Origin of the sequence: Klebsiella sp. Q2 (assembly GCF_009900705.1) — a bacterium.
GTDB lineage: Bacteria > Pseudomonadota > Gammaproteobacteria > Enterobacterales > Enterobacteriaceae > Klebsiella > Klebsiella quasipneumoniae.
Genome location: NZ_JAAABE010000002.1, coordinates 450,419 through 476,357, shown reverse-complemented (window position 1 = coordinate 476,357; position 25,939 = coordinate 450,419). Strand labels below are relative to the sequence as shown.

Sequence of the window (25,939 nt, the reverse complement as noted above, 5' to 3'; positions counted from 1 at the left end):
CTCGGGAGAATCATCCATGCAAAATGTTGATGTCGGCTTTACCCATGTCGCCTTTACCGTCCGCTGTCTGGCCAGCAGCATCGATTTTTATACCCGCTATACGGCGATGACCGTTATTCACCAGCGCGAACCCGACCTCCCCTCGGCGCGTAAAGTGGCGTGGCTCAGCGATCGCACCCGACCTTTCGCCCTGGTGCTGGTGCAAAGTGATGACCCTGCCGACACGCCGCTGGGTCCGTTCGGCCATCTCGGCGTCGCCTGCGCCACCCAGGCGGAGATCGATGAGAAAGTCGCTCAGGCGCGGCGGGAAGGCGTTTTGCGTCGGGAACCGGAGCAGTTGGGCGATCCGGTAGGCTATTTCGCTTTCTTTGCCGACCCGGACGGTAACACCCTTGAGCTGTCGTGGGGGCAGCGGGTGGGACTGGAAGTCATCGCCGCGGGGAGCGCCCGCTAACCCGTCCCGGGCGGAATATTTTCCACCGCCTCGCCGGTGAAGGATTACACTTCAAAGGGATACCTCGGCAACACGGAGCATGGCGATGGGTAATAAGAAAAGCGGTAATCCGGTCGACGCGGCGGTGAAGATCGCCCCGCTTGACAATAAAGCGTATGAGAAGGCGTTGCGCAAGCTCCACGTGGAGCTGGTGAAACTGCAGCGCTGGGTGGTGCATAAAGGGTTGAAGGTGTGCATCGTCTTTGAAGGCCGGGACGGCGCCGGCAAAGGCGGCACCATTAAGGCGATCACCGAGCGCGTCAGCCCGCGTATCTTCCGGGTCGTCGCCTTACCCTCGCCCACCGAACGCGAGAAAAGTCAGCTCTATTTTCAGCGCTATATCAAGCATCTCCCGGCGGCTGGGGAAATCGTGATTTTCGATCGCAGCTGGTACAACCGCGCCGGCGTCGAACGCGTGATGGGCTTTTGTACCCCGGAGGAGGTGCAGAAATTTCTCGACGGCGCGCCGATGGTGGAGCGCGGCATGGTCGAGTCGGGCATTATCCTGCTCAAGTACTGGCTGGAGGTCTCCCCGCAGGAGCAGGAGCGGCGCCTGCGGGATCGCATCGACGACGGGCGCAAGATCTGGAAGCTCTCGCCGATGGACATCAAGTCTTTCAATCGCTGGGATGAATATACCGCCGCCCGCGACGCCATGTTCGCCGCTACCGACACCGCCTGGGCGCCGTGGTTCGTCGCCCGCTCCGAGGATAAAAAGCGGGTGCGTCTGAATATCATCACCCACCTGCTGTCGCAGATCCCCTACGAAGCCTTGCCAGTGGAGCATGTCACGCTGCCGAAGCGCAAAATTGGTAAAATGAAACAGACCAATTTTCCCTTCCGCTTTATTCCGGAGAAGTTCTGATTATTTCCCGCCGCGCTGGTTAATACCAGCGCCGGGTTTATTACTATAACCATTAATATTTCAGGCGATTACTTTCCTCTGGAAGCTGCCTCGCAAAATAAACATTAAAATTACTGCTGGCATTTATCTTTTAGTGAGTAAAGTGAATAATCACAGAACCAACCGCAAGGAGCCTATGATGAAAAGTAATACGCTACGTAAAAGACCCACTGACGTACCCGTCCAGAAGGTGTCAGTACAGCCAGGTAAGGATTTACGAGAAGCAGATAAACAGAGACAGCACAAGGAATTCATTGCCGCAATGAATGAATTTATTGCAAAAGGAGGCACTCTTACTGATGATGAATTTTTCAGGGTACTATGATGCTTGAACAATTCAATGTTTATCGAAATTGTTCTGCTCAGACAAATAAAACCCTGCCATATTATATGATTGTGCAGAATGATTATTATGCAGACCTGGCCACGAGAGTCATTATTCCTTTAATGCGACCACAACAGTTACCACGCTGGCATCAGCATGTCGTACCAAGGATAAATATTGAATTTGACAGCTTTTTACTTTGTACGCCAATGATCAGTAACTTAAATAATAAACGGATCCAGCCACAGGATTTCGTCTGCAATCTGAGTCATGCGCGCCAGGGCGTTATCGATTCAATCGATACACTTATCACGAACTGCTGACTGCCGGGAACCCGCTCCGACATCTCCGGAGCGGGTTTCGCGCCGTGAAGGCTTACTTCATCCCTTCGCGACTCTCTTTCATCGCTTCAAGGCGTTCGACATCGCGATACCAGCGCGGGTGGTGTTTCTTCGCCCAGCGGCGGCTGACTTTGCCTTCAATCATCCCCTTAATCGACCCCTTCACCCAGAACGCCATATACATATGGATAAGGATGGCGTGGATCAGAATAATGGCCGAAGTGGCGTGTATCAGCAGGCTATAGCGAATCACCGGAATCGGGAAATATTGGGCAAACCAGGGCCGCCAGATAATCACCCCGGTCACCAGCAGCACGAAAATCATGCTCATGATGGTCCAGAACATCATCTTCTGCCCGGCGTTATATTTACCGACGCGCGCCACCTTATGCTCGTTGCCTTTCAGCACCTCGACGATACCTTTCAGCCACGGAATATCCTGTTTATCCGGGATGTTGTGGTGGACAAAACGAACGAACATAAACATCAGGGCGACAAAAATCAGCACGCCAAAGAAGGGGTGCAGAATACGCCCCATCTGCGGGGTACCGAAGGTTTCCGTCAGCCACTGCAGCGTCGGGAAGAAAAACGATATTCCCGACAGCGCCACGAGGAAGAAACAGATAACCACCGTCCAGTGACAGGCGCGATCGATAAAGGTCGTGCGCACTATCATCTTCGATTTACTCATCATGCTTCTCCTCATCGTCGTCAACTTCCTTGTTCGGCCCGATACCGATGTAGTGATAGATAAGCCCGGCAAAGGTGGCGATAAAGCCCGCCGCCGACAGCGGCTTCAGCGCCCCCTTCCACAGATTGATACTGGTATCGATCTGCGGTTCCTTCGGCAGCTTGTGATACAGCTCGGGCTGGTCGGCATGATGCAGGACGTACATCACGTGGGTGCCGCCGACGCCCTGCGGGTTGTAAATCCCGGCCCTGGCATAACCGCGTTTTTTCAGCTTAGCCACCCGCTCCTCGGCCACCTCCAGCATCTCTTTCTTCGTACCGAAGTGGATCGCGCCGGTAGGACAGGTTTTCACGCACGCCGGTTCCTGACCGACGCTGACCCGGTCCACGCACAGGGTGCATTTATAGACCCGGTTATCCTCTTTATTGAGACGCGGTACGTTAAAGGGACAGCCAGCAATGCAGTAGCCGCAGCCGATGCAGTTTTCCTGCTGAAAATCGACGATGCCGTTGGCGTACTGAATAATCGCCCCGGCGGATGGGCAGGCCTTCAGACACCCCGGCTCTGCGCAGTGCATACAACCATCCTTGCGGATAAGCCACTCCAGCTTGCCGTTCTGTTCGGTCTCGCTAAAGCGCATTACCGTCCAGGATTTGGCGCTAAGATCCGCCGGGTTATCGTACACCCCGACGCAGTGCCCCACGTCATCGCGGATGTCATTCCACTCGGAGCAGGCCACCTGGCAGGCTTTACAGCCCACGCAGGAGGAGACATCGATAAGCTTGGCGACTTCCGCCTTATGGTCCCGCGCGCGCGGCGCGGGGGTGATCGGGTTGGTCGCGGAGCGTTTAATAATGTCTTGTGTTTCCATCGCCATTGAATCGCTCCTTACGCTTTCTCGATGTTGACCAGAAACGCCTTATATTCCGGCGTTTGCGAGTTGGAATCGCCAACGTTCGGCGTCAGGGTGTTAGCGATATAGCCTTTGCGAGCCACGCCTTCAAAACCCCAGTGCAGCGGGATCCCGACGGTCTCCACCTGCTGGCCGTTGACGTTGAGCGTTTGCAGGCGACGCGTCACCACCGCTACCGCGCGAATAAAGCCGCGCTGGCTGCTGACTTTCACCCGGTCGCCGTTGGCAATCCCTTTCGCTTTTGCCAGCCCTTCGCTAATTTCGACAAACTGTTCCGGCTGCGCGATGGAATTGAGCAGCGCATGCTTGGTCCAGGTATGGAAATGCTCGGTCAGACGATAGGTGGTCCCGACATACGGGAACTTATCCTTCTTACCTAAGCGGATGGCGTCCTCTTCATACAAACGCACCACCGGGCTGGAGACCACCTTCGGGTGCAGCGGGTTAGTGCCAAGCGGGGTTTCCATCGGCTCGTAGTGTTCCGGGAACGGTCCTTCCGCCAGCTTATCCAGCGCGAACAGGCGACCCAGCCCCTCCTGCTGCATGATAAATGGCCCGGTGTTGCTCCCCGGCGGCGCGGTATTGAAGTCCGGAATATCATTCCCGACCCACTTGCTGCCGTTCCACTGGATCAGCATCCGCTTCGCATCCCACGGCTTGCCGTTGATATCGGCCGAAGCGCGGTTATAGAGCACCCGGCGATTAAGCGGCCACGCCCAGGCCCAGCCCAGCGTATTGCCCAGACCCGAAGGGTCGGCATTATCGCGATTCGCCATCTGGTTGCCCTGCTCCGTCCAGCTGCCGGCATAGATCCAACAGGAAGACGCCGTCGTCCCGTCGTCACGCAGCAGCGCGAAGCTGTTCAGCAGCTGGCCTTTTTTCGCCACCAGGGTGCCGTTGGCGTCATAAAGATCCGCCAATGCGTAGCCGTTGTTCTCTTTCGCGACTTCTTCCGATTCCGGATGGTCCGGCTGCTTATAGCGCCAGCTCATCTTCAGCAGGGGTTCCGCACCCTTCCCGCCTTCGGTGCGGTACAGTTCGCGCAGGCGATGGTAAATCCCGGCCAGGATCTCGCCGTCGTTACGTGCTTCACCTGGGGCATCCTGACCTTTCCAGTGCCACTGCAGCCAGCGGCCGGAGTTGGCGATCGAACCGTCCTCTTCGGCAAAGCAGGTCGATGGCAGGCGGAAGACTTCCGTCTGAATCGTCGACGGGTCGACGTCATTAGACTCGCCGTGGTTCTGCCAGAAAGTGGAAGTTTCGGTGACCAGCGGATCGATAACCACCATATACTTCAGCTTGCTCAGGCTGCGAACCACTTTGTTTTTGTCCGGGAAGGACGCGACCGGGTTAAAGCCCTGGCAGATATAGCCAGTGACTTTGCCGTTATCCATCATGTTGAAGTATTTGATAACGTCGTAAGCCTGGTCCCACTTTGGTAACCACTCAAAGCCCCAGTCGTTCTCTTTTTGCGCCGCCTCGCCGTAGAAGGATTTCATCAGGCTGACAAAGAATTTCGGGTAGTTGCTCCAGTAGTTCACCTGGTCCGGCAGGGTCGCTTTTGGCGTGTTGGCCGCCAGGTACGTCTGCAGATCCGGCTGCTTTTCAGAAGGCAGGGTCAGGTAGCCTGGCAGGCTGGTAGACAGCAGGCCAAGGTCGGTCAGCCCCTGAATATTAGAGTGACCGCGCAGGGCATTCACGCCACCGCCGGCCATGCCCATATTGCCGAGCAGCAATTGGATCATCGCCATGGTGCGAATGTTCTGCGCGCCGACGGTGTGCTGCGTCCAGCCCAGGGCATACAGGAAGGTGGTGGTGCGATCGGCGGCGCTGGTTGAGGCCAGCACATCGCACACCTTGAGGAAGTCCGCTTTCGGCGTACCGCAGATGTTTTCGACCACCTCTGGCGTGTAACGGGAAACGTGCTGCTTCAGCAGATTCCACACGCAGCGCGGATGGCTTAGCGTCTCATCGCGTTTAGCGTAGCCGTTTTCATCGAACTGGTAGTTCCAGGACGATTTATCATACTGGCGTTTGTCCGCATCATAGCCGCTGAACAGCCCCTCTTCGAAGGCAAAATCATCCCGCACCAGCAGGCTGGCGTTGGTGTAGTGCTTCACGTACTCGGCATTGATTTTGTTATGTTCGATCAGGTACAGCAACACCCCCGACAGGAAGGTAATGTCGGTACCGGAGCGAATCGGCGCATAGATATCGGCCACCGACGCAGTGCGCGTAAAGCGCGGGTCGACGACGATAAGCGTGGCGTCGTTGTTGTTCTTCGCCTCCATCGCCCAGCGGAATCCCACCGGGTGGGCTTCCGCGGCGTTACCGCCCATCACCACCACGACGTTCGCGTTTTTGATATCCACCCAGTGGTTAGTCATCGCACCGCGACCAAATGTTGGAGCAAGACTTGCTACCGTTGGTCCGTGTCAGACGCGCGCCTGGTTGTCTACCGCCAGCATGCCGAGAGATCGCACAAATTTTTGCGTCAGCATGCCGGTCTCATTACTCGCCGCCGAGGCGCACAGCATACCGGTGGAAAGCCAGCGGTTAACCGTCGCGCCCTGCTCGTTCTTTTCCATAAAGTTGGCGTCGCGGTCGGCTTTCATCAGCCGGGCAATGCGGCTGAAGGCTTCATCCCAGGAGAGTCGCTGCCATTTATCGGATCCCGGGGCGCGGTACTCCGGGTAGCGCAGGCGGTTGTCGCTGTGGACATAGTCCAGCAGGCCGGCGCCTTTCGGGCATAGCGCGCCGCGGCTCACCGGATGGTCCGGATCTCCTTCGATATGGTAAATCGCTTCTTTGGCGTTTTTCGCGCCGTCGCCGAGGCTATACATTAATAGCCCGCAGCCAACGGAGCAGTAAGTGCAGGTGTTGCGGATCTCTTTCGCACGCAGCAATTTGTAGTTGCGTGCCTGAGCCAGCGCCATTTTGGGGGCAAAGCCCAGGGCGGCAGCTGTGGTTCCGGCCATACCGCCTGCGCAGATCTTAAAGAACTTTCTGCGGCTGACGTCCATTGCATTCCTCCATGCAGGATGTTGATTCATCGCGCGGAGGAAACTAACAGTAAAATCCCGGGAAAATTTGCGTCAAATCAAGGAGCAAAACCCACTCCCCCTTAATCGCCAGCCGCGGCCGTTTTCACTAATCCCCAGGGGTTACCCATGGCGGAAAATTTCGCCCCGCGGCGGTCAAAAGATGATATATATGCCGGCTGCATTCGCGTAACCCTCAGGATAAGCATGGAGAAAAAGAGAGCCACGACCATCGGCTTCGCCGCCATTATTTTATGGAGCACGATGGTCGGATTGATTCGCGGCGTCAGCGAAGGACTGGGCCCGGTCGGCGGCGCGGCGATGATTTACAGCCTCAGCGGCCTGCTGCTGATTTTTACCGTTGGTTTTCCCAACCTGCGCCAGATCCCGCGCCGCTATCTGCTGGCCGGCAGCGTGCTGTTTGTCAGCTATGAAATCTGCCTCGCGCTGTCCCTGGGCTATGCCGCCAGCCGTCAACAGGCGATTGAGGTGGGGATGGTCAATTACCTGTGGCCCAGCCTGACCATCCTGTTCGCCATCCTGTTTAATGGTCAGAAAAGCAGCTGGCTGGTGATCCCCGGTTTGCTTCTCGCCCTGCTTGGCGTCGGCTGGGTGTTGGGGGGTGAGCACGGCCTGCAGCTGGAGGAGATTATCAGCAACGTCATCTCCAGTCCGCTCAGCTATCTGCTGGCCTTTGTCGGCGCCTTTATCTGGGCGGCCTACTGCACGGTGACGGCCAAATATGCCGGCGGCAAAAATGCCATTACCCTGTTCGTCCTGTTAACCGCGCTGACGCTATGGCTGAAGTTTCTCGCCACGCCGCAGCCACCGATGGTCTTCAGCTGGCCGGTCAGCATCAAGCTGCTGACGGTAGCGGTGGCGCTCGGTCTGGCCTACGCCGCGTGGAACGTGGGGATCCTCCACGGTAACGTCAGCCTGCTGGCGGCGGCCTCCTACTTCACGCCGGTGCTCTCCTCCGCGCTGGCGGCGATCCTGCTTAGCGCCGCGCTATCATGGTCGTTCTGGCAGGGGGCCGGGATGGTGTGTCTCGGCTCCCTGCTCTGCTGGTACGCGACCCGCCGTTAGCCGAGATCGCCGCCCGCCACCGGGAGGGTGACGCCGGTGATATAGCTGGCCTCATCGCTGGCGAGAAACAGGATCGCGTTTGCCTGTTCCGCCAGCGTGCCGTAGCGGTGCATCAGACTGCTGGCCACCGTCTGATCGACCACCTGCTGATACCACGCCTTCTCCTGCTCACTGGGCTGCTCGTCGTTACGCGGCGTCAGGCGCGGCGGCGCCTCCGTCCCGCCCGGCGCGACGGCATTGATGCGGATACCGCTGCCGCTGTACTCCATGGCAATCGACCGGGTCAGCGCATTCACACCTCCCTTCGCCGCCGAATAAGGCACCCGGTTGACCCCCGCCGTCGCCACCGACGAGATATTGACGATGCAGCCTTTGCCCTGCTTCAGCATCCACGGCAGCGCCGCGCGGCAGCCCCACAGGGTGGGAAACAGCGAGCGGCGGATCTCTTTCTCAATCTGCTCCGGTTGGTATTCGGCAAACGGCCGCGCCCAGATGGTCCCCCCGACGTTATTGATTAACACATCGATGCGGCCAAAATGCGCCACCCCGTCGGCAAACGCCTGCTCGGCGCTCGGCCACTGTTCCAGGTCCGCCTCCAGCGCCAGCACCTGACTGCCGGACTGAGCCAGCGTCGCCGCCAGCTCATGCACCCAGGGCGAACGATCGATGAGCAGCAGAGCCGCGCCTTCCGCAGCCGCCTGCTCCGCGGTTTGTCGGCCAATGCCCTGGGCCGCGCCGGTGATGGCGACCACTTTATCGCTAAAACGCATACTGCCTCCTTATGCCGCCGCGCTCTGGCTGGCGATAAATTTCTCGTACCAGAAGCCCGCCGGGGTGATCCCTCGCTCACGCAGCGCCGTGGCGACCGCGTTGACCATCGGCGGCGGGCCGCAAAGGTAGATATCGACCTCGCCATTATTCAGCATGGCGTCGTCAAGATGATCGGTGACGAAGCCGCGCTGCGGGCAAGGACTGTTTTCCTCCGCCACTACCGGCAGCCAGCGAAAGTTGGTTAACTGCTGACGGAATGCCTCCAGCGCCTCGGTCTTCACCAGATCCGCGTCGCGCGTGACGCCATACATCAGGGTCACCGGGCGCGCGGCGTTCTGCGCCTGCAAGGTCTCGAGCATGGAGAGCAGCGGCGCCAGCCCGGTACCGCCGGCCAGCATCAGCAACGGACGTTCGCCGTGGCGCAGATAGAAGCTGCCCATCGGGCCGCTGAGGGTAAGACGATCCCCGGGCCGCGCCTGCAGGGTTAACCACTGGCTCATCATGCCGCCGGGCACGTTACGGATCAGGAAACGCCCTTCTGCCGAGCCTGGCCGGGAGCTGAAGGAATAGGCGCGAACGTGCGGCGTGCCTGGCACCTGAATGTTGACGTACTGCCCCGCCAGGAAGTCCAGCGGCTCATCGAGGGCGACCACCAGCTCGATGGCGGTATCGGACAGACAATTCACCTGTCGCACCTGCGCCCCGGTGTTCGTCAGGGCGGTTTTACACTGCGCGGCGGCCACCGGCACATCGACAACGCAGTCGCTGGTGGGCACCATCTGGCAGGTCAGCACCTGGCGGGCCTGCGCTTCCTCATCGCTTAACGCCTCGTCGAGATACTCCTCGCCGAGATCGTATTCCCCGCTGACGCAGTGGCATTTGCAGGTGCCGCACACGCCGTCCGAGCAGTCCATCGGCAGATTCACCTTCTGCCGATAGGCAGCATCCAGGACTTTCTCTCCGGCATGGCATTGAATAAAGCGGGTGATACCGTCCTCAAAATTAAGAGCAATAGTGAAGGTCATAGGCGCCTCTTAAATGTGGTAAACGTCAATCACCTGACGGATATAGTCGTTATTCAGGCGCACGGTTTTGCGCACGATCTGCGGCCGGCCGTCCTGCTCGGTCAGCGTGCAGCAGGTGGCGCCGAAAAAGGCATCGGTGTGCTGATAGCGGTGGCTCCAGGTCACCCAGCTGTAGCGCACCTCCAGCCCCTCGTCGCTCTCCCCCAGCAGTTCGACGTTGCTGATGATATGGGTGGTCCGCGGCTCCGGCGTGCTGGCGCCGGAACGTTCGGTTTTAATGCGATAGACACGATCCTCCAGTCCTTCCCGGTTGGGGTAGTAGATAAGTGAAATCTCTTTTTGCGGGTCGCGCGTCAGCTGATCGTCGTCGCCCCACGCCGGCATCCAGTAGATCACCTGCGGGCTGTAGCAGCTGAGCCATTCATCCCACTGACGGTCATCCAGCAGACGGGCTTCGTAATAGAGAAACTGGCGTACCTGTTCGAGGTTCAGCATCAGGCCACCTCCACGCGCTGGGTGATCGACTGGTCATAGCGCTGCTGCTCTTGTTCAATCGCCGCGAGCATCAGCGTCTGCCAGTGATGGTGATGGGCGATGTACAGCGCCTCGTCCTCCGATTTCACGCCGCTTAAGCGCGGATTAAATCCGGCGTGCTGCGCATGCTCATCCGGACCATCGACCCAGCGCAGCGCGCCGCGGCTGAGATCGCTCCACGCCAGATTTTCACCGAGATAGCCGCGCTGACAGGCGCTGAACTCTTCGAGATCGTCCGGGGTGCCCATCCCGCTAACGTTAAAGAAATCTTCATACTGGCGGATACGCAGGGCCCGCGCCTGGTCGGATTCCCCCTTCGGGGCAAAGCACCAGATAGTGACTTCGGTTTTGTCCACCGCCAGCGGACGAATGACGCGGATCTGGGTGGAGAATTGATCCATCAGATAGACGTTGGGGTACAGGCACAGGTTGCGGGTTTCGTTGACCATCTGGTCGGCGCGCCGTTCGCCGAATTCCGCCTGCAGACGCTCGCGATGGGCATACACCGGGCGCACCTCCGGGTTCAGCGCCCGGGTCCACAGCAACATGTGGCCGTTGTCAAATCCGTAGCCGCCGCCGAGGCTTTTTGACCAGCCGTTGGCGTCCACCGCATGGGTGCCTTGCGCTTCATAGTTGCGTCGCGACATGGTGGAGGCGTAGTTCCAGTGCACCACGCTGACATGGTAGCCATCAGCGCCGTTCTCCGCGCCCAGCTTCCAGTTGCCTTCGTAAACGTAGCTCGACGAACCCTTGAGCACTTCCAGCCCCTCCGGCGCCTGGTCGACGATCAGATCGATGATTTTACAAGTTTCCCCGAGATAGGCTTCCAGCGGCTGCACGTCGGCATTGAGGCTACCGAATAAAAAACCGCGATAGGACTGAAAACGCGGCAGCTTTTGCAGGTCGTGAGATCCTTCCTGTTTGAAGGTGTCAGGATAAGCGCCGGTGCTTTCATCTTTGGCTTTTAATAATTTGCCGTTATTGCTGAAGGTCCAGCCGTGAAACGGACAGGTAAAAGAGTTTTTATTCCCGGTTTTCCGTCGACATAACATGGCGCCGCGATGAGCGCAGCTGTTAATTAACGCATGCAGCTCATGCTTTTTATCGCGGGTAATAATCACCGGCTGACGCCCCAGCGTCAGGGTATAATAATCACCCGGTTCGGCAATTTGGCTTTCATGGGCGAGAAATACCCAGTTACCTTCGAAGATATGCTTCATTTCAAATTCAAACAGCTGCGGGTCGGTAAATATCGACCGGTGGCAGCGGTAAATATGATTTTCACGATCGACAATTAAGGCGTTGTTAATTTTGTCTTTAAGCGCTGATAGCGTTTTTTGCATGAGTCAGTCCCTCCTGCGGTATTCAGGATGAAATAAACCGGGTGAATTGTTAGCTTTCAGGTGCAATGTCTGGCCCGGGCAACCGCGTGCCCGGGGCCGTTACAGCAGATTACGCTTTGGCGCGCAGGCGGGCGCCGCGCTGCTCTTCGTCGGCGCTGAGCGCTTTACACAGGGTGAAATCAAAACAGACCTCAGTGTGCTCTCCCTCAAGGTCGCGCTGCGCGATAGTCTCGCGGTCCGTCACTTTAATCGGGTCGGCAATCAGACCGTCGCGGGTGGCAAAGGCAAAATCATCCCACAGGTATTTATCGCCGCTGAGGTTGATCTGGCTGGTGAGATGTTTATGCCCCGACGCGGAGACGAAGAAGTGAATATGCGCCGGACGGTTGCCGTGGCGGCCTAACTGATCCAGCAATTTCTGCGTTGGTCCATCCGGCGGACAGCCGTAGCCGGAAGGCAGGATGCTGCGCACGCTATAGCGGCCATCGGCGCCGGTGCGGATCCGACGGCGCAGGTTGTATTCGCTCTGGCTCGGGTCGAAGAAGGAGTAATTGCCGAGGGTATTGGCGTGCCAGATATCGACGATGGCGTTGGCCACCGGCCGGCCCTCGGTATCTTTGACCTGGCCATGCAGCCACATCACTTCCCCCGGGTCGGCGCCATCATCCATCCGGGCGTGACCTTCGGCCAGCGGCGCATTGGCCACATACAGCGGCCCTTCGATGGTGCGCGGGGTGCCGGTTTCCCGGCGCGCCGCTGCGTCGATGGCGTCCTGACGCAGGTCGAGGAAATGCTCCAGACCCAGCCCTGCCGCCAGCAGCGCCGCCTCCTGACGACCACCCAGCGCATGCAGATAGTTCACCGCATGCCAGAACTCTTCTTCGGTGATGTTATAGTCGTCGATCAGCGTACAGATATTCTCCAGCAGACGGTGAATAATGGCTTTAAAACGTTCGTTTCCGCCAGGGACGTGTAAACCCGCCCCTTCACGTAATAATTTCTGCACGGCTTCTTGTTGTACGAAAGCATTACTCATTATTATTCTCTCTTATCGTTGTAGGGTATTTACCGGGTCACCCCGGCATGAGGTCAGGTGTTATTATTATTAGCTATCATCGTCACGAACAGACGAGGGATGGCGGCACAGCGCCTCGACGCGAATATCCATAAAAGGATACAGCGGCAATCCCATTAATATTTGATGTAACTCTTCGGTATCTTTGACATCGAAAATACTGACATTGGCGTAAAGACCGGCGACGCGCCAGATATGTCGCCATTTGCCTTCCCGCTGTAATTGTTGCGAATAGGCTTTTTCGCGTTGTTTTATTTCCTCCGCTTCGGCGACGGGAAAGCCGAGCGGTATATTCACGGTCATATCCACTTTAAATAGCATCTGTTTCTCCTGTTTCCCGCTACGCCTGGCGGGTGTAAAAACGCAGTTTGTCTTCATCCAGCTCGACGCCAAGACCCGGGATTTGCGGGAGCACCACCTCGCCGTAGGCAAAGGAGAGCGGTACGCTGACGATATCGTCTTTCAGCAACAGCGGGCCGAACATTTCGGTGCCCCACTGCAGCGGCAGCGTCGACCAGGCGTGTAGCGAGGCGACAGTCCCGACGGTCCCCTCCAGCATGGTGCCGCCATACAGGCCAATACCCGCCGCCTGGGCGACGCGGGCCAGCGCCAGTACGCTGTTCGGTCCGCCGGCCTTGGCGATTTTCAACGCGTAAGCGCCGGTAAAGCCCTGCTGCGCCAGTTGATAGCCATCGTAAGCGGTGGCCACCGCTTCGTCGGCGAGGATCGCGGTTTCAATATGCTGGCTTAACCGCACCAGCGCCGCGTTGTCGTGGGCGCTGACCGGCTGTTCGATGAGGTCGACGCCCATCGCCGCCAGCTCGCGGCAGCCTTTCGCGCCGGTTGCGGCGTCCCAGGCCTGATTGACGTCGACGCGGATGCTGGCGCGATCCCCTAGCGCCTCCACAATGGCGCGAGTATGGCGCAGGTCGGTCGCTAATTCGCGTGCGCCAATTTTCAGCTTGAACGCCTGATGGCGCCGCTCGGCTAACAGTTTTTCCCCTTCGGCAATATCTTTCGCGGTATCGCCGCTGGCTAACGTCCACAGCACCGGCAACGCCGTTTGCAGCGCGCCGCCGAGCAGCGCCGACACCGGCAGCCCCAGCGCTTTGCCCTGAGCATCCAGCAGCGCGGTTTCAATGGCGGACCTGGCAAAAGTGTTGCCTTTAATGGCGCTGTTCATGCGGGCGGTCAGCGCATTCAGGTTATCAGCCGGTTGCCCCAGCAACAGCGGCGTCAGGTAATGCATTATCGCCGACGAGATAGCCTCCGGGCTCTCGACGCCATAGCTCAAGCCGCCGATGGTGGTGGCCTCGCCAATGCCGCAGATGCCGTCGGAGCGGGTAAGGCGCACGATCACCAGCGTCTGACATCCCATGGTGGTCATCGACAATTTATGTGGCCGGATGGTTGGGACATCCACAATCCAGCTCTCAATACGTTCTACGGTGGCAGTCATTTTCGCTTCCTGATGAGATGTATAACTTTTTGTACCCACATCCATAACGGGGAGGGCTGTGCCATTGACAATAGGGTTCGGCCTGGCGGATGGTCAACGGCGATAATCGAAATGTTGTGCGATTATCGACGCGTTTGTTAAAAGACGGTTATTAATGTGATCGTGGTGGTAAAACCGGCACAATTCAGCGCGCCCCATTTTGCGCAAGGTATAGTGATCTGCCGTGAGCTTTACGCTGCAACGGAGAAGGATGCGATGAGCGACAATATCCCCAATACGCTGAGCGCCAGGCAGGCCGAGCACGATCCCAACTTTATGCTGTCTCTGGCCCGCGGTCTGGAGGTGCTTAACGCCTTCACCCCACAGCGTCAGCGGCTGACCATTTCCCAGTTAAGCCAGAAAACGCAAATTTCCCGCGCGGCGGTACGCCGCTGCCTGTATACCCTCGCCGCGCTGGGCATGGTCCATAGCCCGGATGGCCGCCATTATGAGCTGCTCCCCCGGGTGCTGGCGGTGGGCCATGCCTATCTCGCCGGCACCCCGCTGGCGAAAGTGGCGCAGACGGCGCTGGACAGCCTCGGCAAAGCCCTTGGCGAATCCTGTTCGGCGGCGACACTCGACGGGGATAACGTGCTCTATATTGCCCGCGCGGCGGTGAATAATTTATTGAGCGTCGATATCGGACGCGGCAGCCGCCTGCCGGCGTGGGCGACGTCGATGGGTCGGGTATTGCTCAGTGCGCTGCCGGAAGAGCAACTGGAGGTGACACTGTCACGAGCCGTGCTCATTCGCTACACCCCACACACCCTGTGCGATATGGCCGGGCTACGCGCGGAGATTGATCGGGTGCGCATGCAGGGCTATGCCCTCGCCGACCGGCAGATAGAGGTGGGCCTGTGCTCGCTGGCGGTGCCGGTGCTGTCGCGTCATGGCCAGGTGGTGGCCGCGCTGAATGTCGGGGTGCCGGCCGCGACGGTCAGCGCCGCGGCGTTAAAAGAGAAGGCCCTCGCCCCGCTACGCCGCGCGGCGATGGACCTGTCGCTACAGCTATAGCGCCGTCTGCGGCTTCTTCACCGTGGCGAGGCTGCGCCAGATCCCGGCGGCCAGCAGCAGAAGCATGACCCCCGCTGTCGCTAGCACCAGACTGTGCGCCTGGGTAAAGGCCGCCTTCGCCGCCGCCATCAGCGCCTCCGCTACCCCGGCGGGTAGCGCCTGGGTCAGGCTAACCGCCTCGCCGATCGATGACGACGCCCGCTGCGCCATGGTCTCATTCAGCCCGGGCGGTAGCACAATGGTGGCGCTGTAGCTGCGGGTCAGGATCAGGCCGAACAGGGCAATGCCGAGGCCAGCGCCCAGCTCATAGGCCATGGTTTCGATCGCCCCGGCCGCCGCCGCTTTCTCCTTCGGCGCCGCCGCCATAATGGCGGAGCTGGAGGCCAGCAGCGCGCTGGCGACGCTAAAGCCGAGCAGCGTCATCAGCCCCCAGGGCAACCATTGCTGAGTGCTGAAATCGGTCAGCGCCAGGCCCAGAAAGCTGAAGGCGCTGAGCAACATCCCGCCGGTCGCCACCTCGCGCAGCCCGAGCTTCGACACCAGCATCCCGGCAATCGGCCCGCTAAAGCCGCTGGCCACCATCACCGGCAGCATAAACATCCCCGCCTCGAACGGCGTTTTCTGATGCACAAACTGCAGCTCCTGAGCCATCAACAGCTCAAAACCCACCAGGGTAATCAGGGCGGTCATCGCCATCATCACCCCGCTTAAAATAATGCGATGAGTGAACAGTCGCATATCCACCATCGGCCGGACCGCCGACAGCTGTTTGCGGATAAACCAGGTGAGCATCGCCGCCCCGCCGATCGCCACCAGCGCGGTGAGCCACAGCGCCAGCTGGCCCTTCAGGGCCGATTTGGCGCTAAACACCAGCATCAGGATCGCCGCAATCAAAATGAGCGCCTGCAGCAGGTTCAGCGGCTGGTCGCGGCGCGCGGGCTGACGCGGCACCACTTTGGCGTTAATGGCGATAACCACCAGCACAATCGGCACGTTGATCAGGAACACCGATCCCCAGTAGAAATGCTCCAACAGCATGCCGCCCACCAGCGGGCCAAAGGCCGCGCCGCCGGAGCCCACCGCCGCCCACAGCCCCAGCGCCATATTGCGCTGGCTGGCCTCGGCAAAGGTGCTGCGGATCCCGGCCAGCGTCGCTGGCACGATCATCGCCGCCCCCACCGCCAGCAGGGCACGGGAGGCAATCAGCGTCAGAGCCGTCGGCGACAGTGCGGCGCACAGCGAGGCGACGCCAAAAATAGCGCTGCCGAGCAGCAGCAGACGTTTAAAGCCGATTTTATCGCCAAGGGCGCCCATCGGCAGCACCATCCCGGCCATCACCAATGAATAGATATCAATGATCCACAGCAGCTCATTGCCGCTGCTGCCCAGCGCGACGCTGAGGGTCGGCGCGGCCACATGCAACACCGTGGCGTCAATCGCCACCGGAATATAAACCAGCAAAATCGCCATCAGCGTCATCCATTGCCGTGACATAGCTTGTACCTCAATGTTAGAACTTGGACACACGTCCAGGATGGCGATCCTGCCGGATTGTTGAACGCATGTCCAACTTTTTGTTACACTCGGCCAAAGCCAGATATCAGCGGGGTTCTATGCACTATTTACAGCGGGATGAGCGACGGGAAGGGATTATGCAGGCCGCCATGCGCCTGGCGCTGCGCGGCGGCTTCAGCGCCATGACCGTGCGGCAGATCGCCCGCGAAGCGCAGGTGGCCGCCGGGCAACTGCACCACCACTTCGCCTCCATAGGCGAGCTGAAGTCCCAGGTGTTCATCCGTCTTATCCGCGAGATGCTCGACATGCCGCTGGTGGCCGAGGACGCCAGCTGGCGCGAGCGGTTATTCTCGATGATCGGCAGCGAGGATGGCCGGCTGGAACCCTATATCCGCCTGTGGCGGGAAGGCCAGGTACTGGCCGACAGCGACCCGGACATCAAAGCGGCCTACCTGCTAACCATGACCATGTGGCATGCCGAGACCGTGGCGATCGTTGAGCAGGGCCTCGCCTGCGGTGAGTTTCATTCGACCGAGCCGCCGGCGGATATCGCCTGGCGTTTTATCGCCCTGGTGTGCGGCCTCGACGGGATTTACGCCCTCGGCACCCAGACCCTGGACGAGACGGCGTTTAGCCGTTACGTCAATAAGATGATAACCCTGGAGTTATTTTAGTTAAATTTTACATTTAGTAACAATTAATCCCGCTACGCTCTCCACGTGCTCTCCGACAGCACGTTTTTTTTATCTACGCTTTTTAGATAACGCCAATTAAGGGTTATTCACCGTCACCTTGTATTCAGCTGTTGACCTTATTTATTTACTCCATTCCGGGCAATTAGAGGGCAATATGTCGGTACAAAATGAGAAAGATAATCATTACCTTTTGAAAAACTGGCGGCCAGAAAATAAGGCCTTCTGGGAAAACAAGGGTCAGGCCATTGCGAGAAGAAACCTCTGGATATCAGTCACCTGCTTACTACTTGCTTTCTGCGTATGGATGTTATTCAGCGCCGTGGCGGTCAACCTTAATAAGGTCGGTTTTCATTTCACTACCGACCAGCTTTTTTTATTAACCGCACTTCCTTCACTTTCCGGCGCGATATTACGGGTCCCCTACTCCTTTATGGTACCCCTCTTCGGCGGGCGCTACTGGACCGTATTAAGTACAGTGATCCTAATTGTGCCTTGTATTTGGTTAGGCGTGGCGATCCAGAATAGCGCTACTCCATTCTGGGTATTTATTGTTATTGCGCTGCTGTGCGGTTTTGCCGGGGCTAATTTTGCTTCCAGTATGGGAAATATCAGTTTCTTTTTTCCCAAAGCCAAACAGGGCAGCGCGCTGGGGGTCAACGGCGGCCTGGGCAATCTCGGGGTCAGCGTGATGCAGATGGTCGCCCCGGCGGTGATCTTTCTGCCGATCTTCACCTTCCTCGGCGTCCATGGCGTCACCCAGCCCGATGGCTCGACCATGGCCCTGAGTAATGCGGCGCTCGTCTGGGTACCCCTCCTGCTGCTTGCCACCGCTGCCGCCTGGTTCGGTATGAATGATATCGCCAGTTCGAAGGCCTCGATTCGCGATCAGCTTCCCGTACTCAAGCGCCCGCATATGTGGCTGTTGAGCCTGCTCTATCTGGCGACTTTCGGCTCATTTATCGGCTTCTCCGCCGGCTTCGCCATGCTGGCGAAAACCCAGTTTCCTGCGGTCGACATTCTCAAGCTGGCTTTCTTTGGACCGTTTATTGGCGCGCTGGCGCGCTCGTTCGGCGGGATCATCTCCGACCGTCTGGGCGGTGTGCGGGTGACGCTGGTCAATTTCGTGCTGATGGCGCTCTTTACCGGTCTGCTGTTCCTCACCCTGCCGGGCAGCGGATCCGGCAGCTTCCTCGCCTTCTACGTGGTGTTTATGGGTCTGTTCTTAACCGCCGGGCTCGGCAGCGGCTCCACCTTCCAGATGATCGCCGTCATCTTCCGTCAGCTCACCATCGAGAGCGTGAGGCAGCGCGGCGGCAGCGAAGAAGAAGCGCAGCATGAAGCCGTGACCGATACCGCTGCCGCGCTGGGCTTTATCTCGGCAATTGGCGCCATCGGCGGCTTCTTTATCCCGAAAGCCTTCGGCACCTCGCTGGCGATGACCGGTTCGCCGGTCGGGGCGATGAAGGTCTTCTTCGTTTTTTACGTGGTTTGCGTATTGGTGACCTGGCTGGTCTACGGCCGTCGTAAACCCGCTTAACCATAACGATTTATCTGCCGGATGGCGGCTTCCGCCTTATCCGGCGTACGCGTTCGTTCGCTCATCCGGCCGGGTGGCACGATGCCGGACATCATCGGAGCAGGAGAAATGTCATGAGTAAACTACTGGATCGCTTTCGCTACTTTAAGCAGAAAGGCGAAACCTTTGCCAACGGCCACGGTCAGGTCTACAACAACAACCGTGACTGGGAAGACAGCTACCGTCAACGCTGGCAGTTCGACAAAATTGTCCGCTCCACCCACGGCGTGAATTGCACCGGCTCCTGCAGCTGGAAAATTTATGTCAAAAACGGTCTGGTGACTTGGGAAACCCAGCAGACCGATTATCCTCGTACCCGCCCGGATCTGCCGAACCATGAACCACGCGGCTGCCCGCGAGGCGCCAGCTACTCCTGGTATCTCTATAGCGCCAACCGTCTGAAGTACCCGCTGGCGCGTAAACGGCTGATTGCGTTGTGGCGCGAAGCACTGGCGCAGTTTCCCGACCCGGTGCAGGCCTGGGATAGCATCATGCAGGATCCGGCCAAAACCACCAGCTATAAAGCGGCGCGCGGCAAAGGCGGCTTTGTCCGCTCCAGCTGGAAAGAGCTGAATCAGCTCATCGCCGCCGCCAACGTCTGGACCATCAAACACTACGGCCCGGACCGTGTCGCCGGGTTCTCGCCGATCCCGGCGATGTCGATGGTCTCCTACGCGGCGGGTACCCGCTATTTATCCCTTATCGGCGGCACCTGCCTCAGCTTCTACGACTGGTACTGCGATCTGCCCCCGGCCTCGCCAATGACCTGGGGCGAGCAGACCGACGTGCCGGAATCCGCCGACTGGTACAACGCCAGCTACATTATCGCCTGGGGCTCCAACGTGCCGCAGACCCGGACCCCGGATGCCCACTTCTTCACCGAAGTACGCTACAAAGGCACCAAAACCATCGCCATCACCCCGGACTATTCGGAAGTGGCCAAACTGTGCGACCACTGGCTGGCGCCGAAGCAAGGTACCGACAGCGCGCTGGCGATGGCCATGGGCCACGTCATCCTCAAAGCCTTCCACCTTGATAATCCGAGTGATTACTTTCTTAACTACTGCCGCACCTATACCGACATGCCGATGCTGGTGATGCTTGAGCCGCGCGACGATGGCAGCTATGTGCCAGGCCGCATGCTGCGCGCCTCCGACCTGCTGGATGGACTGGGCGAAACGAATAACCCGGAATGGAAAACCGTCGCCTGCACCGCCGACGGCGAACTGGTGGCGCCAAACGGTTCCATCGGCTTTCGCTGGGGCGAAAAAGGGAAATGGAACCTCGAACCGCTGGCTGACGGCAAAACGGTGGAGCTCACGCTGTCTCTGCTGGATATTCGCGACAGCGTGGCGTCAGTCGCCTTCCCCTACTTCGGCGGCAATGAAAACCCGCATTTCCGCAGCGTGCCGCAGGCACCGGTAACCCTTCATCCGCTCCCGGTGAAACAGCTGACGCTGGCCAGTGGTGAACGCGGCCTGGTGGTCAGCGTATATGACCTGATTCTGGCTAACTACGGCCTGGACCGAGGGCTTGATGATGTCAATGCGGCGAAAGATTTCGCCGAGGTTAAAGCCTATACCCCGGCGTGGGCGGAGCAGATCACCGGCGTGCCGCGCCAGCATATCGAACAAATCGCCCGCGAGTTCGCCGATACGGCGCATAAAACCCATGGCCGTTCGATGATTATCCTCGGCGCCGGGGTAAACCACTGGTACCACATGGATATGAACTACCGGGGGATGATTAACCTGCTGGTGTTCTGCGGCTGCGTCGGCCAGAGCGGCGGCGGCTGGTCGCACTATGTCGGCCAGGAGAAGCTGCGCCCACAGACCGGCTGGCTGCCGCTGGCGTTCGCGCTGGACTGGAACCGCCCGCCGCGGCAAATGAACAGCACCTCCTATTTCTACAATCACGCCAGCCAGTGGCGCTATGAAAAACTGACCGCGCAGGAGCTGTTGTCGCCGCTGGCCGACGCCAGCAAATTTAGCGGCAGCCTTATCGACTTCAACGTCCGCGCGGAACGGATGGGCTGGTTGCCTTCTGCGCCACAGCTCAACGTCAACCCGCTGGCCATCAAGCAGCAGGCCGAGGCCGCCGGGCTATCGCCCTCGGCGTTCACGGTGCGGTCGCTAAAATCCGGCGAGATCCGCTTTGCCGCCGAGCAGCCGGACAGCGGCAAAAACCATCCGCGGAACCTGTTTATCTGGCGCTCTAACCTGCTGGGATCGTCCGGTAAGGGGCATGAGTACATGTTGAAATACCTGCTCGGGACCGACAGCGGTATTCAGGGGGATGAACTGGGCGCCAGCGATGAGGTGAAACCTGAGGAAGTCGAGTGGCAGACGGCGGCTATCGAGGGCAAACTCGACCTGCTGGTGACGCTGGATTTCCGCATGTCCAGTACCTGTCTCTTTTCCGATATTGTTCTACCGACCGCCACCTGGTACGAAAAAGACGATATGAACACCTCGGATATGCATCCGTTTATCCACCCACTTTCCGCCGCCGTCGACCCGGCGTGGGAGGCAAAGAGCGACTGGGAGATTTACAAAGATATCGCCAAATCCTTCTCGCAGGTCTGCGTCGGCCATCTCGGGAAAGAGACCGACGTGGTGCTGGTCCCGCTGCAGCATGACTCTCCGGCTGAGCTGGCGCAGCCGTTCGAGGTGCTTGACTGGCGCAAGGGCGAATGCGATCTGATCCCCGGGAAAACCGCTCCGTCGATTGCCCTGGTGGAGCGCGACTATCCCGCCACCTGGGAACGCTTCACCTCTCTCGGGCCGCTGCTCGATAAGCTTGGCAACGGCGGAAAAGGCATCTCGTGGAATACGCAAAGCGAAGTCGATTTCCTCGGCAAGCTTAACTACCTCAAGCAGGACGGTCCGGCCAAAGGCCGGCCGCGGATCGACAGCGCCATTGACGCCTCAGAAGTTATTCTCAGCCTCGCGCCGGAAACCAACGGCCAGGTGGCGGTGAAAGCCTGGCAGGCGCTGGGAGAATTTACCGGTCGCGACCACACTCATCTGGCGCTGAATAAAGAGGATGAGAAGATCCGCTTCCGCGATATTCAGGCGCAGCCGCGCAAGATCATCTCCAGCCCAACGTGGTCCGGACTGGAAAGCGAGCACGTCTCCTACAACGCCGGTTATACCAATGTGCACGAACTGATCCCGTGGCGCACCCTCTCCGGGCGGCAACAGCTGTATCAGGACCATCCGTGGATGCGGGCTTTCGGCGAAAGCCTGGTGGCTTATCGCCCGCCCATTGATACCCGCAGCGTCAGCCAGATGAAGGCCGTGCCGCCGAACGGTTTTCCGGAGAAAGCGCTGAACTTCCTGACCCCGCACCAGAAATGGGGGATCCACTCCACATACAGCGAAAACCTGCTGATGCTGACGCTGTCGCGCGGCGGGCCGATCGTCTGGCTCAGTGAAACTGACGCCAGAGAGCTGGGCATTGAAGATAACGACTGGATTGAAGCGTTCAACGCCAACGGCGCCCTCACCGCCCGGGCGGTGGTGAGCCAGCGCGTGCCGCCGGGGATGACCATGATGTATCACGCTCAGGAGCGGATTATGAATATCCCGGGTTCGGAAGTGACCGGCCGCCGCGGCGGCATTCACAACTCCGTTACCCGCGTCTGCCCGAAGCCGACGCACATGATCGGCGGCTACGCCCAGCTGGCCTATGGCTTTAACTACTACGGCACCGTCGGCTCCAACCGCGACGAGTTCATCATGATCCGCAAAATGAAAAATATTGCCTGGCTGGATGACGAAGGTCGCGATCAGGTACAGGAGGCGAAAAAATGAAAATCCGTTCTCAGGTTGGAATGGTGCTGAATCTGGACAAATGCATCGGCTGTCACACCTGCTCGGTCACCTGTAAAAACGTCTGGAGCAGCCGGGAGGGCATGGAGTACGCGTGGTTCAATAATGTGGAAACCAAACCGGGCATTGGCTACCCAAAAAACTGGGAAGACCAGGAGAAGTGGCAAGGCGGCTGGATCCGCGGCATCAGCGGTAAACTGACGCCCCGCCTCGGCAATCGGGTTAGCGTGCTGTCGAAGATATTCGCCAACCCGGTGCTGCCGGCGATTGACGATTACTACGAACCCTTCACCTACGATTACCAGCACCTGCACAACGCGCCGGAGGGAAAATATCTGCCTACCGCCCGCCCACGCTCGCTGATCAGCGGCGAGCGGATGGATAAAATTGACTGGGGCCCGAACTGGGAGGAACTGCTCGGCGGTGAGTTCGAGAAACGCGCCCGCGACCGTAACTTCGAAGCCATGCAGAAAGAGATGTACGGCCAGTTCGAAAACACCTTTATGATGTACCTCCCGCGCCTGTGCGAGCACTGCCTCAACCCGAGCTGCGTGGCCACCTGCCCGAGCGGCGCCATCTACAAGCGTGAGGAAGATGGCATCGTGCTGATCGATCAGGACAAATGCCGCGGCTGGCGGATGTGCATCAGCGGCTGTCCATATAAAAAAATCTACTTTAACTGGAAGAGCGGTAAGTCGGAAAAATGCATCTTCTGCTATCCGCGCATTGAGTCCGGGCAGCCAACGGTGTGCTCCGAAACCTGCGTCGGGCGCATCCGCTATCTCGGCGTCTTGCTGTATGACGCCGACCGTATCGAAGAGGCTGCCAGCGCCGAGCATGAAACCGACCTCTATGAGCGCCAGTGCGAGGTATTCCTTAATCCAAACGATCCGGCGGTCATCGAGGAAGCGTTAAAACAAGGCATCCCCCACAATGTCATTGAGGCGGCGCAGAAATCGCCGGTCTATAAGCTGGCGATGGACTGGAAGCTGGCCCTGCCGCTGCATCCGGAGTATCGCACCCTGCCGATGGTCTGGTATGTGCCGCCCCTGTCGCCGATCCAGTCGGTTGCCGACGCCGGCGGCCTGCCCAACAACGGCGCCATCCTGCCGGCGGTGGAGAGCCTGCGCATTCCGGTCCAGTACCTGGCGAACCTGTTGAGCGCCGGGGATACCGGACCGGTATTGCGCGCGCTGAAACGGATGATGGCGATGCGCCACTACAAGCGCTCGCAAACCGTTGAGGGCGTGACCGATACCCGGGCAATTGAAGAGGTGGGACTCAGCGTTGAGCAGGTCGAAGAGATGTATCGCTATCTGGCGATCGCCAACTACGAAGACCGCTTCGTGATCCCCACCAGCCATCGCGAACTGGCGGAGGATGCCTTCCCGGAACGCAACGGCTGCGGCTTTACCTTCGGCGACGGCTGCCACGGGTCAGATACGAAATTCAACCTGTTTAACAGCCGGCGGATTGACGCCATCGACGTCAGCGGCGTGCGTAAGCATGGGGAGGGAGAGTGATGCGGATCCTGAAAGTGCTCGGTCTGCTGCTGGAGTATCCCGACGAGGTGCTGTGGGAGAACCGCGACGAAGCCCTGGCGCTGGTCAGCGCCGATATCCCTTCCCTGACGCCCTTTGTCGGGGAGCTGCTGGCGGCGCCGCTGTTGGATCGCCAGGCCGACTGGTGCGAGGTGTTCGAGCGAGGGCGCGCCACCTCGCTGCTGCTGTTTGAACATGTGCATGCTGAGTCCCGCGACCGTGGCCAGGCGATGGTGGACCTGATGAATCAGTATCAGCAGGCAGGTCTGCTGATCGATTGCCGTGAACTGCCCGACTATCTGCCGCTGTATCTGGAGTATCTCAGTATTTTACCCCTCGCCGACGCCCGCGAAGGGCTGCAGAATATCGCGCCGATTCTGGCGCTGATCGGCGGCCGCCTGAAGCAACGAGAATGCTCGTATTATCAACTGTTTGACGCCCTGCTGGCGCTGGCAAAAAGCCCGCTCACCAGTGACAGTGTCACCAAACAGGTGGCGGGAGAAAAGCGCGACGATACCTCTCAGGCGCTGGACGAAGTGTGGGAAGAAGAGCAGGTGAAGTTTATTGAAGATAATGCGACCGCTTGCGACAGCTCGCCTATGCAAGCTTATCAACGACGCTTTAGCCAGGATGTGGCGCCGCTGTACGTCGACATCCGCGCCGGAGGCCCGAAATGATCCAGTATCTGAACGTCTTCTTTTACGATATCTACCCTTACCTTTGCGGCGCCGTGTTTCTGCTCGGCAGCTGGCTACGCTACGACTATGGGCAGTATACCTGGCGCGCGTCATCCAGCCAGATGCTGGATAAACGCGGGATGGTGCTATGGTCGAACTTGTTTCATATCGGCATTCTCGGCATTTTTTTCGGCCATCTCTTTGGCATGCTGACCCCGCACTGGGTCTACTCGTGGTTCCTGCCGATGTCGCAGAAGCAGCTGATGGCGATGATCCTCGGCGGCGTGTGCGGGGCGCTCACCCTGGTGGGCGGCATCGGCCTGCTGGCGCGCCGCCTGACCAACCCGCGCATTCGCGCCACCTCCACCACGGCTGATATTCTGATCCTGTGCATTTTGCTGATTCAGTGCGCGCTGGGGCTGACGACGATCCCCTTCTCCGCCCAGCATCCGGACGGCAGCGAAATGCTCAAGCTGGTGGACTGGGCGCAGGCGGTGGTCACCTTCCACGGCGGCGCCTCGGCGCATCTGGACGGCGTGGCGTGGATTTACCGCGTACACCTGGTGCTGGGGATGACCATCTTCCTGATCTTCCCGTTCACCCGTCTGGTTCACGTCTGGAGTGCGCCGGTGGAGTATTTCACCCGCCGTTACCAGGTGGTGCGCTCCCGACGCTGACGGCGTTTATCATTCATCCTTACCGGTAGCCCGGACGAGGCGCTCGTGCCGACTCCGGGTCATATTTATCGGCCCCGGTTCCAGCCTTTATGCCGGATGGCGGCTGCGCCTTACCCGGCCTACAGGATCCACTCACAGGCTCACACCCCGTAGGCCCACGCAGGCGCAGCGCTGCCGGGCAAGATATCAGGCACGGTATCCTTGATTTCGCCGGGTGGCGGCTGCGCCTTACCCGGCCTACAGAATCCACTCACAGGCTCACATCCCGTAGGCCCGCGCAAGCGCAGCGCCGCCGGGCGATGACTGTGGGCACGGAGCCACTTTTATGCCGGGTGACGGCTACGCCTTACCCGGCCTACAGGATCCACTCA

At 59.1% G+C, this 25,939-nt stretch carries 23 protein-coding genes; 12 read left to right on the top strand and 11 right to left on the bottom strand.

The annotated features are described in order from the left end of the window. Window positions 1–16 precede the first annotated feature (16 nt). From GT756_RS10040 to GT756_RS10025, 4 genes are all read left to right on the top strand, one after another. Window positions 17–454, top strand: a complete 438-nt coding sequence (locus GT756_RS10040) for a VOC family protein (protein WP_004202671.1) — start codon at window positions 17–19, stop codon at window positions 452–454. A gap of 85 nt (window positions 455–539) precedes the next feature. After that, a complete protein-coding gene (ppk2, locus tag GT756_RS10035; protein WP_004202673.1) occupies window positions 540–1,358 on the top strand; it encodes a polyphosphate kinase 2 in 819 nt (272 codons plus the stop codon). A 178-nt stretch (window positions 1,359–1,536) separates the two neighbouring features. Then, on the top strand, window positions 1,537–1,722 hold the full coding sequence (locus GT756_RS10030; protein WP_004202675.1) for a hypothetical protein: 186 nt from the start codon (window positions 1,537–1,539) through the stop codon (window positions 1,720–1,722). Beyond that, complete coding sequence (locus GT756_RS10025; protein ID WP_004202676.1) at window positions 1,719–2,045, top strand: CcdB family protein; 327 nt, start codon at window positions 1,719–1,721, stop codon at window positions 2,043–2,045. Before GT756_RS10030 ends, GT756_RS10025 begins: the two co-directional genes overlap by 4 nt. 52 nt (window positions 2,046–2,097) lie before the next feature. Here the strand turns inward: GT756_RS10025 and fdnI are convergent, their stop codons facing one another. The 3 genes from fdnI to fdnG are packed head-to-tail and all read right to left on the bottom strand — an operon-like array spanning window position 2,098 to window position 6,690. Then, entirely contained in the window at window positions 2,098–2,754 is a 657-nt protein-coding gene (gene fdnI / locus GT756_RS10020; RefSeq protein WP_004202678.1) for a formate dehydrogenase-N subunit gamma, read from the bottom strand. Beyond that, window positions 2,747–3,631, bottom strand: a complete 885-nt coding sequence (fdxH, locus tag GT756_RS10015; protein ID WP_043519640.1) for a formate dehydrogenase subunit beta — start codon at window positions 3,629–3,631, stop codon at window positions 2,747–2,749. The genes fdnI and fdxH overlap by 8 nt, the downstream gene beginning before the upstream one ends. Before the next feature lie 11 nt (window positions 3,632–3,642). Next, window positions 3,643–6,690, bottom strand: coding sequence for a formate dehydrogenase-N subunit alpha (gene fdnG, locus GT756_RS10010; RefSeq protein ID WP_085956532.1), 3,048 nt, complete (start codon window positions 6,688–6,690; stop codon window positions 3,643–3,645). 225 nt (window positions 6,691–6,915) lie between these two features. Here fdnG and yddG point away from each other — a divergent pair, with 225 nt between their 5' ends. Next, window positions 6,916–7,794: an aromatic amino acid DMT transporter YddG gene (gene yddG, locus GT756_RS10005; protein ID WP_004202687.1), complete on the top strand. Its 879-nt coding sequence runs from the start codon at window positions 6,916–6,918 to the stop codon at window positions 7,792–7,794. Here yddG and benD read toward each other — a convergent pair. The 7 genes from benD to GT756_RS09970 form a co-directional block, all read right to left on the bottom strand. Then, the gene (gene benD, locus GT756_RS10000; protein WP_023318370.1) at window positions 7,791–8,564 is read right to left on the bottom strand and encodes a benzoate diol dehydrogenase BenD; all 774 of its coding nucleotides are present in this window, start codon (window positions 8,562–8,564) and stop codon (window positions 7,791–7,793) included. The genes yddG and benD overlap by 4 nt on opposite strands. 9 nt (window positions 8,565–8,573) lie before the next feature. Beyond that, window positions 8,574–9,590 carry a benzoate 1,2-dioxygenase electron transfer component BenC gene (gene benC / locus GT756_RS09995; RefSeq protein ID WP_108433560.1) on the bottom strand — a complete coding sequence of 339 codons (1,017 nt, stop codon included), beginning with the start codon at window positions 9,588–9,590 and terminating at the stop codon, window positions 8,574–8,576. Window positions 9,591–9,599: 9 nt separating this feature from the next. Beyond that, window positions 9,600–10,085, bottom strand: a complete 486-nt coding sequence (gene benB / locus GT756_RS09990; protein ID WP_023318372.1) for a benzoate 1,2-dioxygenase small subunit — start codon at window positions 10,083–10,085, stop codon at window positions 9,600–9,602. Then, window positions 10,085–11,467 carry a Rieske 2Fe-2S domain-containing protein gene (locus tag GT756_RS09985; protein ID WP_032456123.1) on the bottom strand — a complete coding sequence of 461 codons (1,383 nt, stop codon included), beginning with the start codon at window positions 11,465–11,467 and terminating at the stop codon, window positions 10,085–10,087. The genes benB and GT756_RS09985 overlap by 1 nt, the downstream gene beginning before the upstream one ends. Window positions 11,468–11,576: 109 nt before the next feature. Beyond that, window positions 11,577–12,503, bottom strand: coding sequence for a catechol 1,2-dioxygenase (gene catA, locus GT756_RS09980; RefSeq protein ID WP_053810331.1), 927 nt, complete (start codon window positions 12,501–12,503; stop codon window positions 11,577–11,579). A gap of 69 nt (window positions 12,504–12,572) precedes the next feature. After that, window positions 12,573–12,863, bottom strand: a complete 291-nt coding sequence (catC, locus tag GT756_RS09975) for a muconolactone Delta-isomerase (RefSeq protein WP_004202698.1) — start codon at window positions 12,861–12,863, stop codon at window positions 12,573–12,575. 19 nt (window positions 12,864–12,882) lie between these two features. Next, entirely contained in the window at window positions 12,883–14,046 is a 1,164-nt protein-coding gene (locus GT756_RS09970; RefSeq protein WP_174562431.1) for a muconate cycloisomerase family protein, read from the bottom strand. A 117-nt stretch (window positions 14,047–14,163) separates the two neighbouring features. Here GT756_RS09970 and GT756_RS09965 point away from each other — a divergent pair, with 117 nt between their 5' ends. Then, entirely contained in the window at window positions 14,164–15,054 is an 891-nt protein-coding gene (locus GT756_RS09965) for an IclR family transcriptional regulator C-terminal domain-containing protein (RefSeq protein ID WP_072140467.1), read from the top strand. Here the strand turns inward: GT756_RS09965 and kmrA are convergent. Next, window positions 15,049–16,548 (bottom strand): efflux MFS transporter KmrA, encoded by a 1,500-nt coding sequence (kmrA, locus tag GT756_RS09960; protein WP_160124737.1) that lies wholly within the window; start codon window positions 16,546–16,548, stop codon window positions 15,049–15,051. The two genes, GT756_RS09965 and kmrA, sit on opposite strands and share 6 nt — an antisense overlap. A 119-nt stretch (window positions 16,549–16,667) precedes the next feature. On the opposite strand from kmrA, the gene GT756_RS09955 reads away from it, so the two are divergent. The 6 genes from GT756_RS09955 to narI all read left to right on the top strand — a co-directional run bounded on the left by GT756_RS09955 (window position 16,668) and on the right by narI (window position 25,568). Beyond that, window positions 16,668–17,243, top strand: a complete 576-nt coding sequence (locus GT756_RS09955) for a TetR family transcriptional regulator (protein WP_004202704.1) — start codon at window positions 16,668–16,670, stop codon at window positions 17,241–17,243. A 175-nt stretch (window positions 17,244–17,418) separates the two neighbouring features. Next, window positions 17,419–18,801, top strand: a complete 1,383-nt coding sequence (locus GT756_RS09950; protein ID WP_023289860.1) for a NarK family nitrate/nitrite MFS transporter — start codon at window positions 17,419–17,421, stop codon at window positions 18,799–18,801. Between the two features lie 113 nt (window positions 18,802–18,914). Further along, window positions 18,915–22,655 carry a nitrate reductase subunit alpha gene (locus tag GT756_RS09945; protein ID WP_160124736.1) on the top strand — a complete coding sequence of 1,247 codons (3,741 nt, stop codon included), beginning with the start codon at window positions 18,915–18,917 and terminating at the stop codon, window positions 22,653–22,655. Then, window positions 22,652–24,196, top strand: a complete 1,545-nt coding sequence (gene narH / locus GT756_RS09940; protein WP_087770997.1) for a nitrate reductase subunit beta — start codon at window positions 22,652–22,654, stop codon at window positions 24,194–24,196. The genes GT756_RS09945 and narH overlap by 4 nt, the downstream gene beginning before the upstream one ends. Further along, window positions 24,196–24,891 (top strand): nitrate reductase molybdenum cofactor assembly chaperone, encoded by a 696-nt coding sequence (narW, locus tag GT756_RS09935; RefSeq protein ID WP_049092371.1) that lies wholly within the window; start codon window positions 24,196–24,198, stop codon window positions 24,889–24,891. The genes narH and narW overlap by 1 nt, the downstream gene beginning before the upstream one ends. Further along, on the top strand, window positions 24,888–25,568 hold the full coding sequence (gene narI, locus GT756_RS09930; RefSeq protein ID WP_049092370.1) for a respiratory nitrate reductase subunit gamma: 681 nt from the start codon (window positions 24,888–24,890) through the stop codon (window positions 25,566–25,568). The genes narW and narI overlap by 4 nt, the downstream gene beginning before the upstream one ends. Window positions 25,569–25,939: the final 371 nt, after the last annotated feature.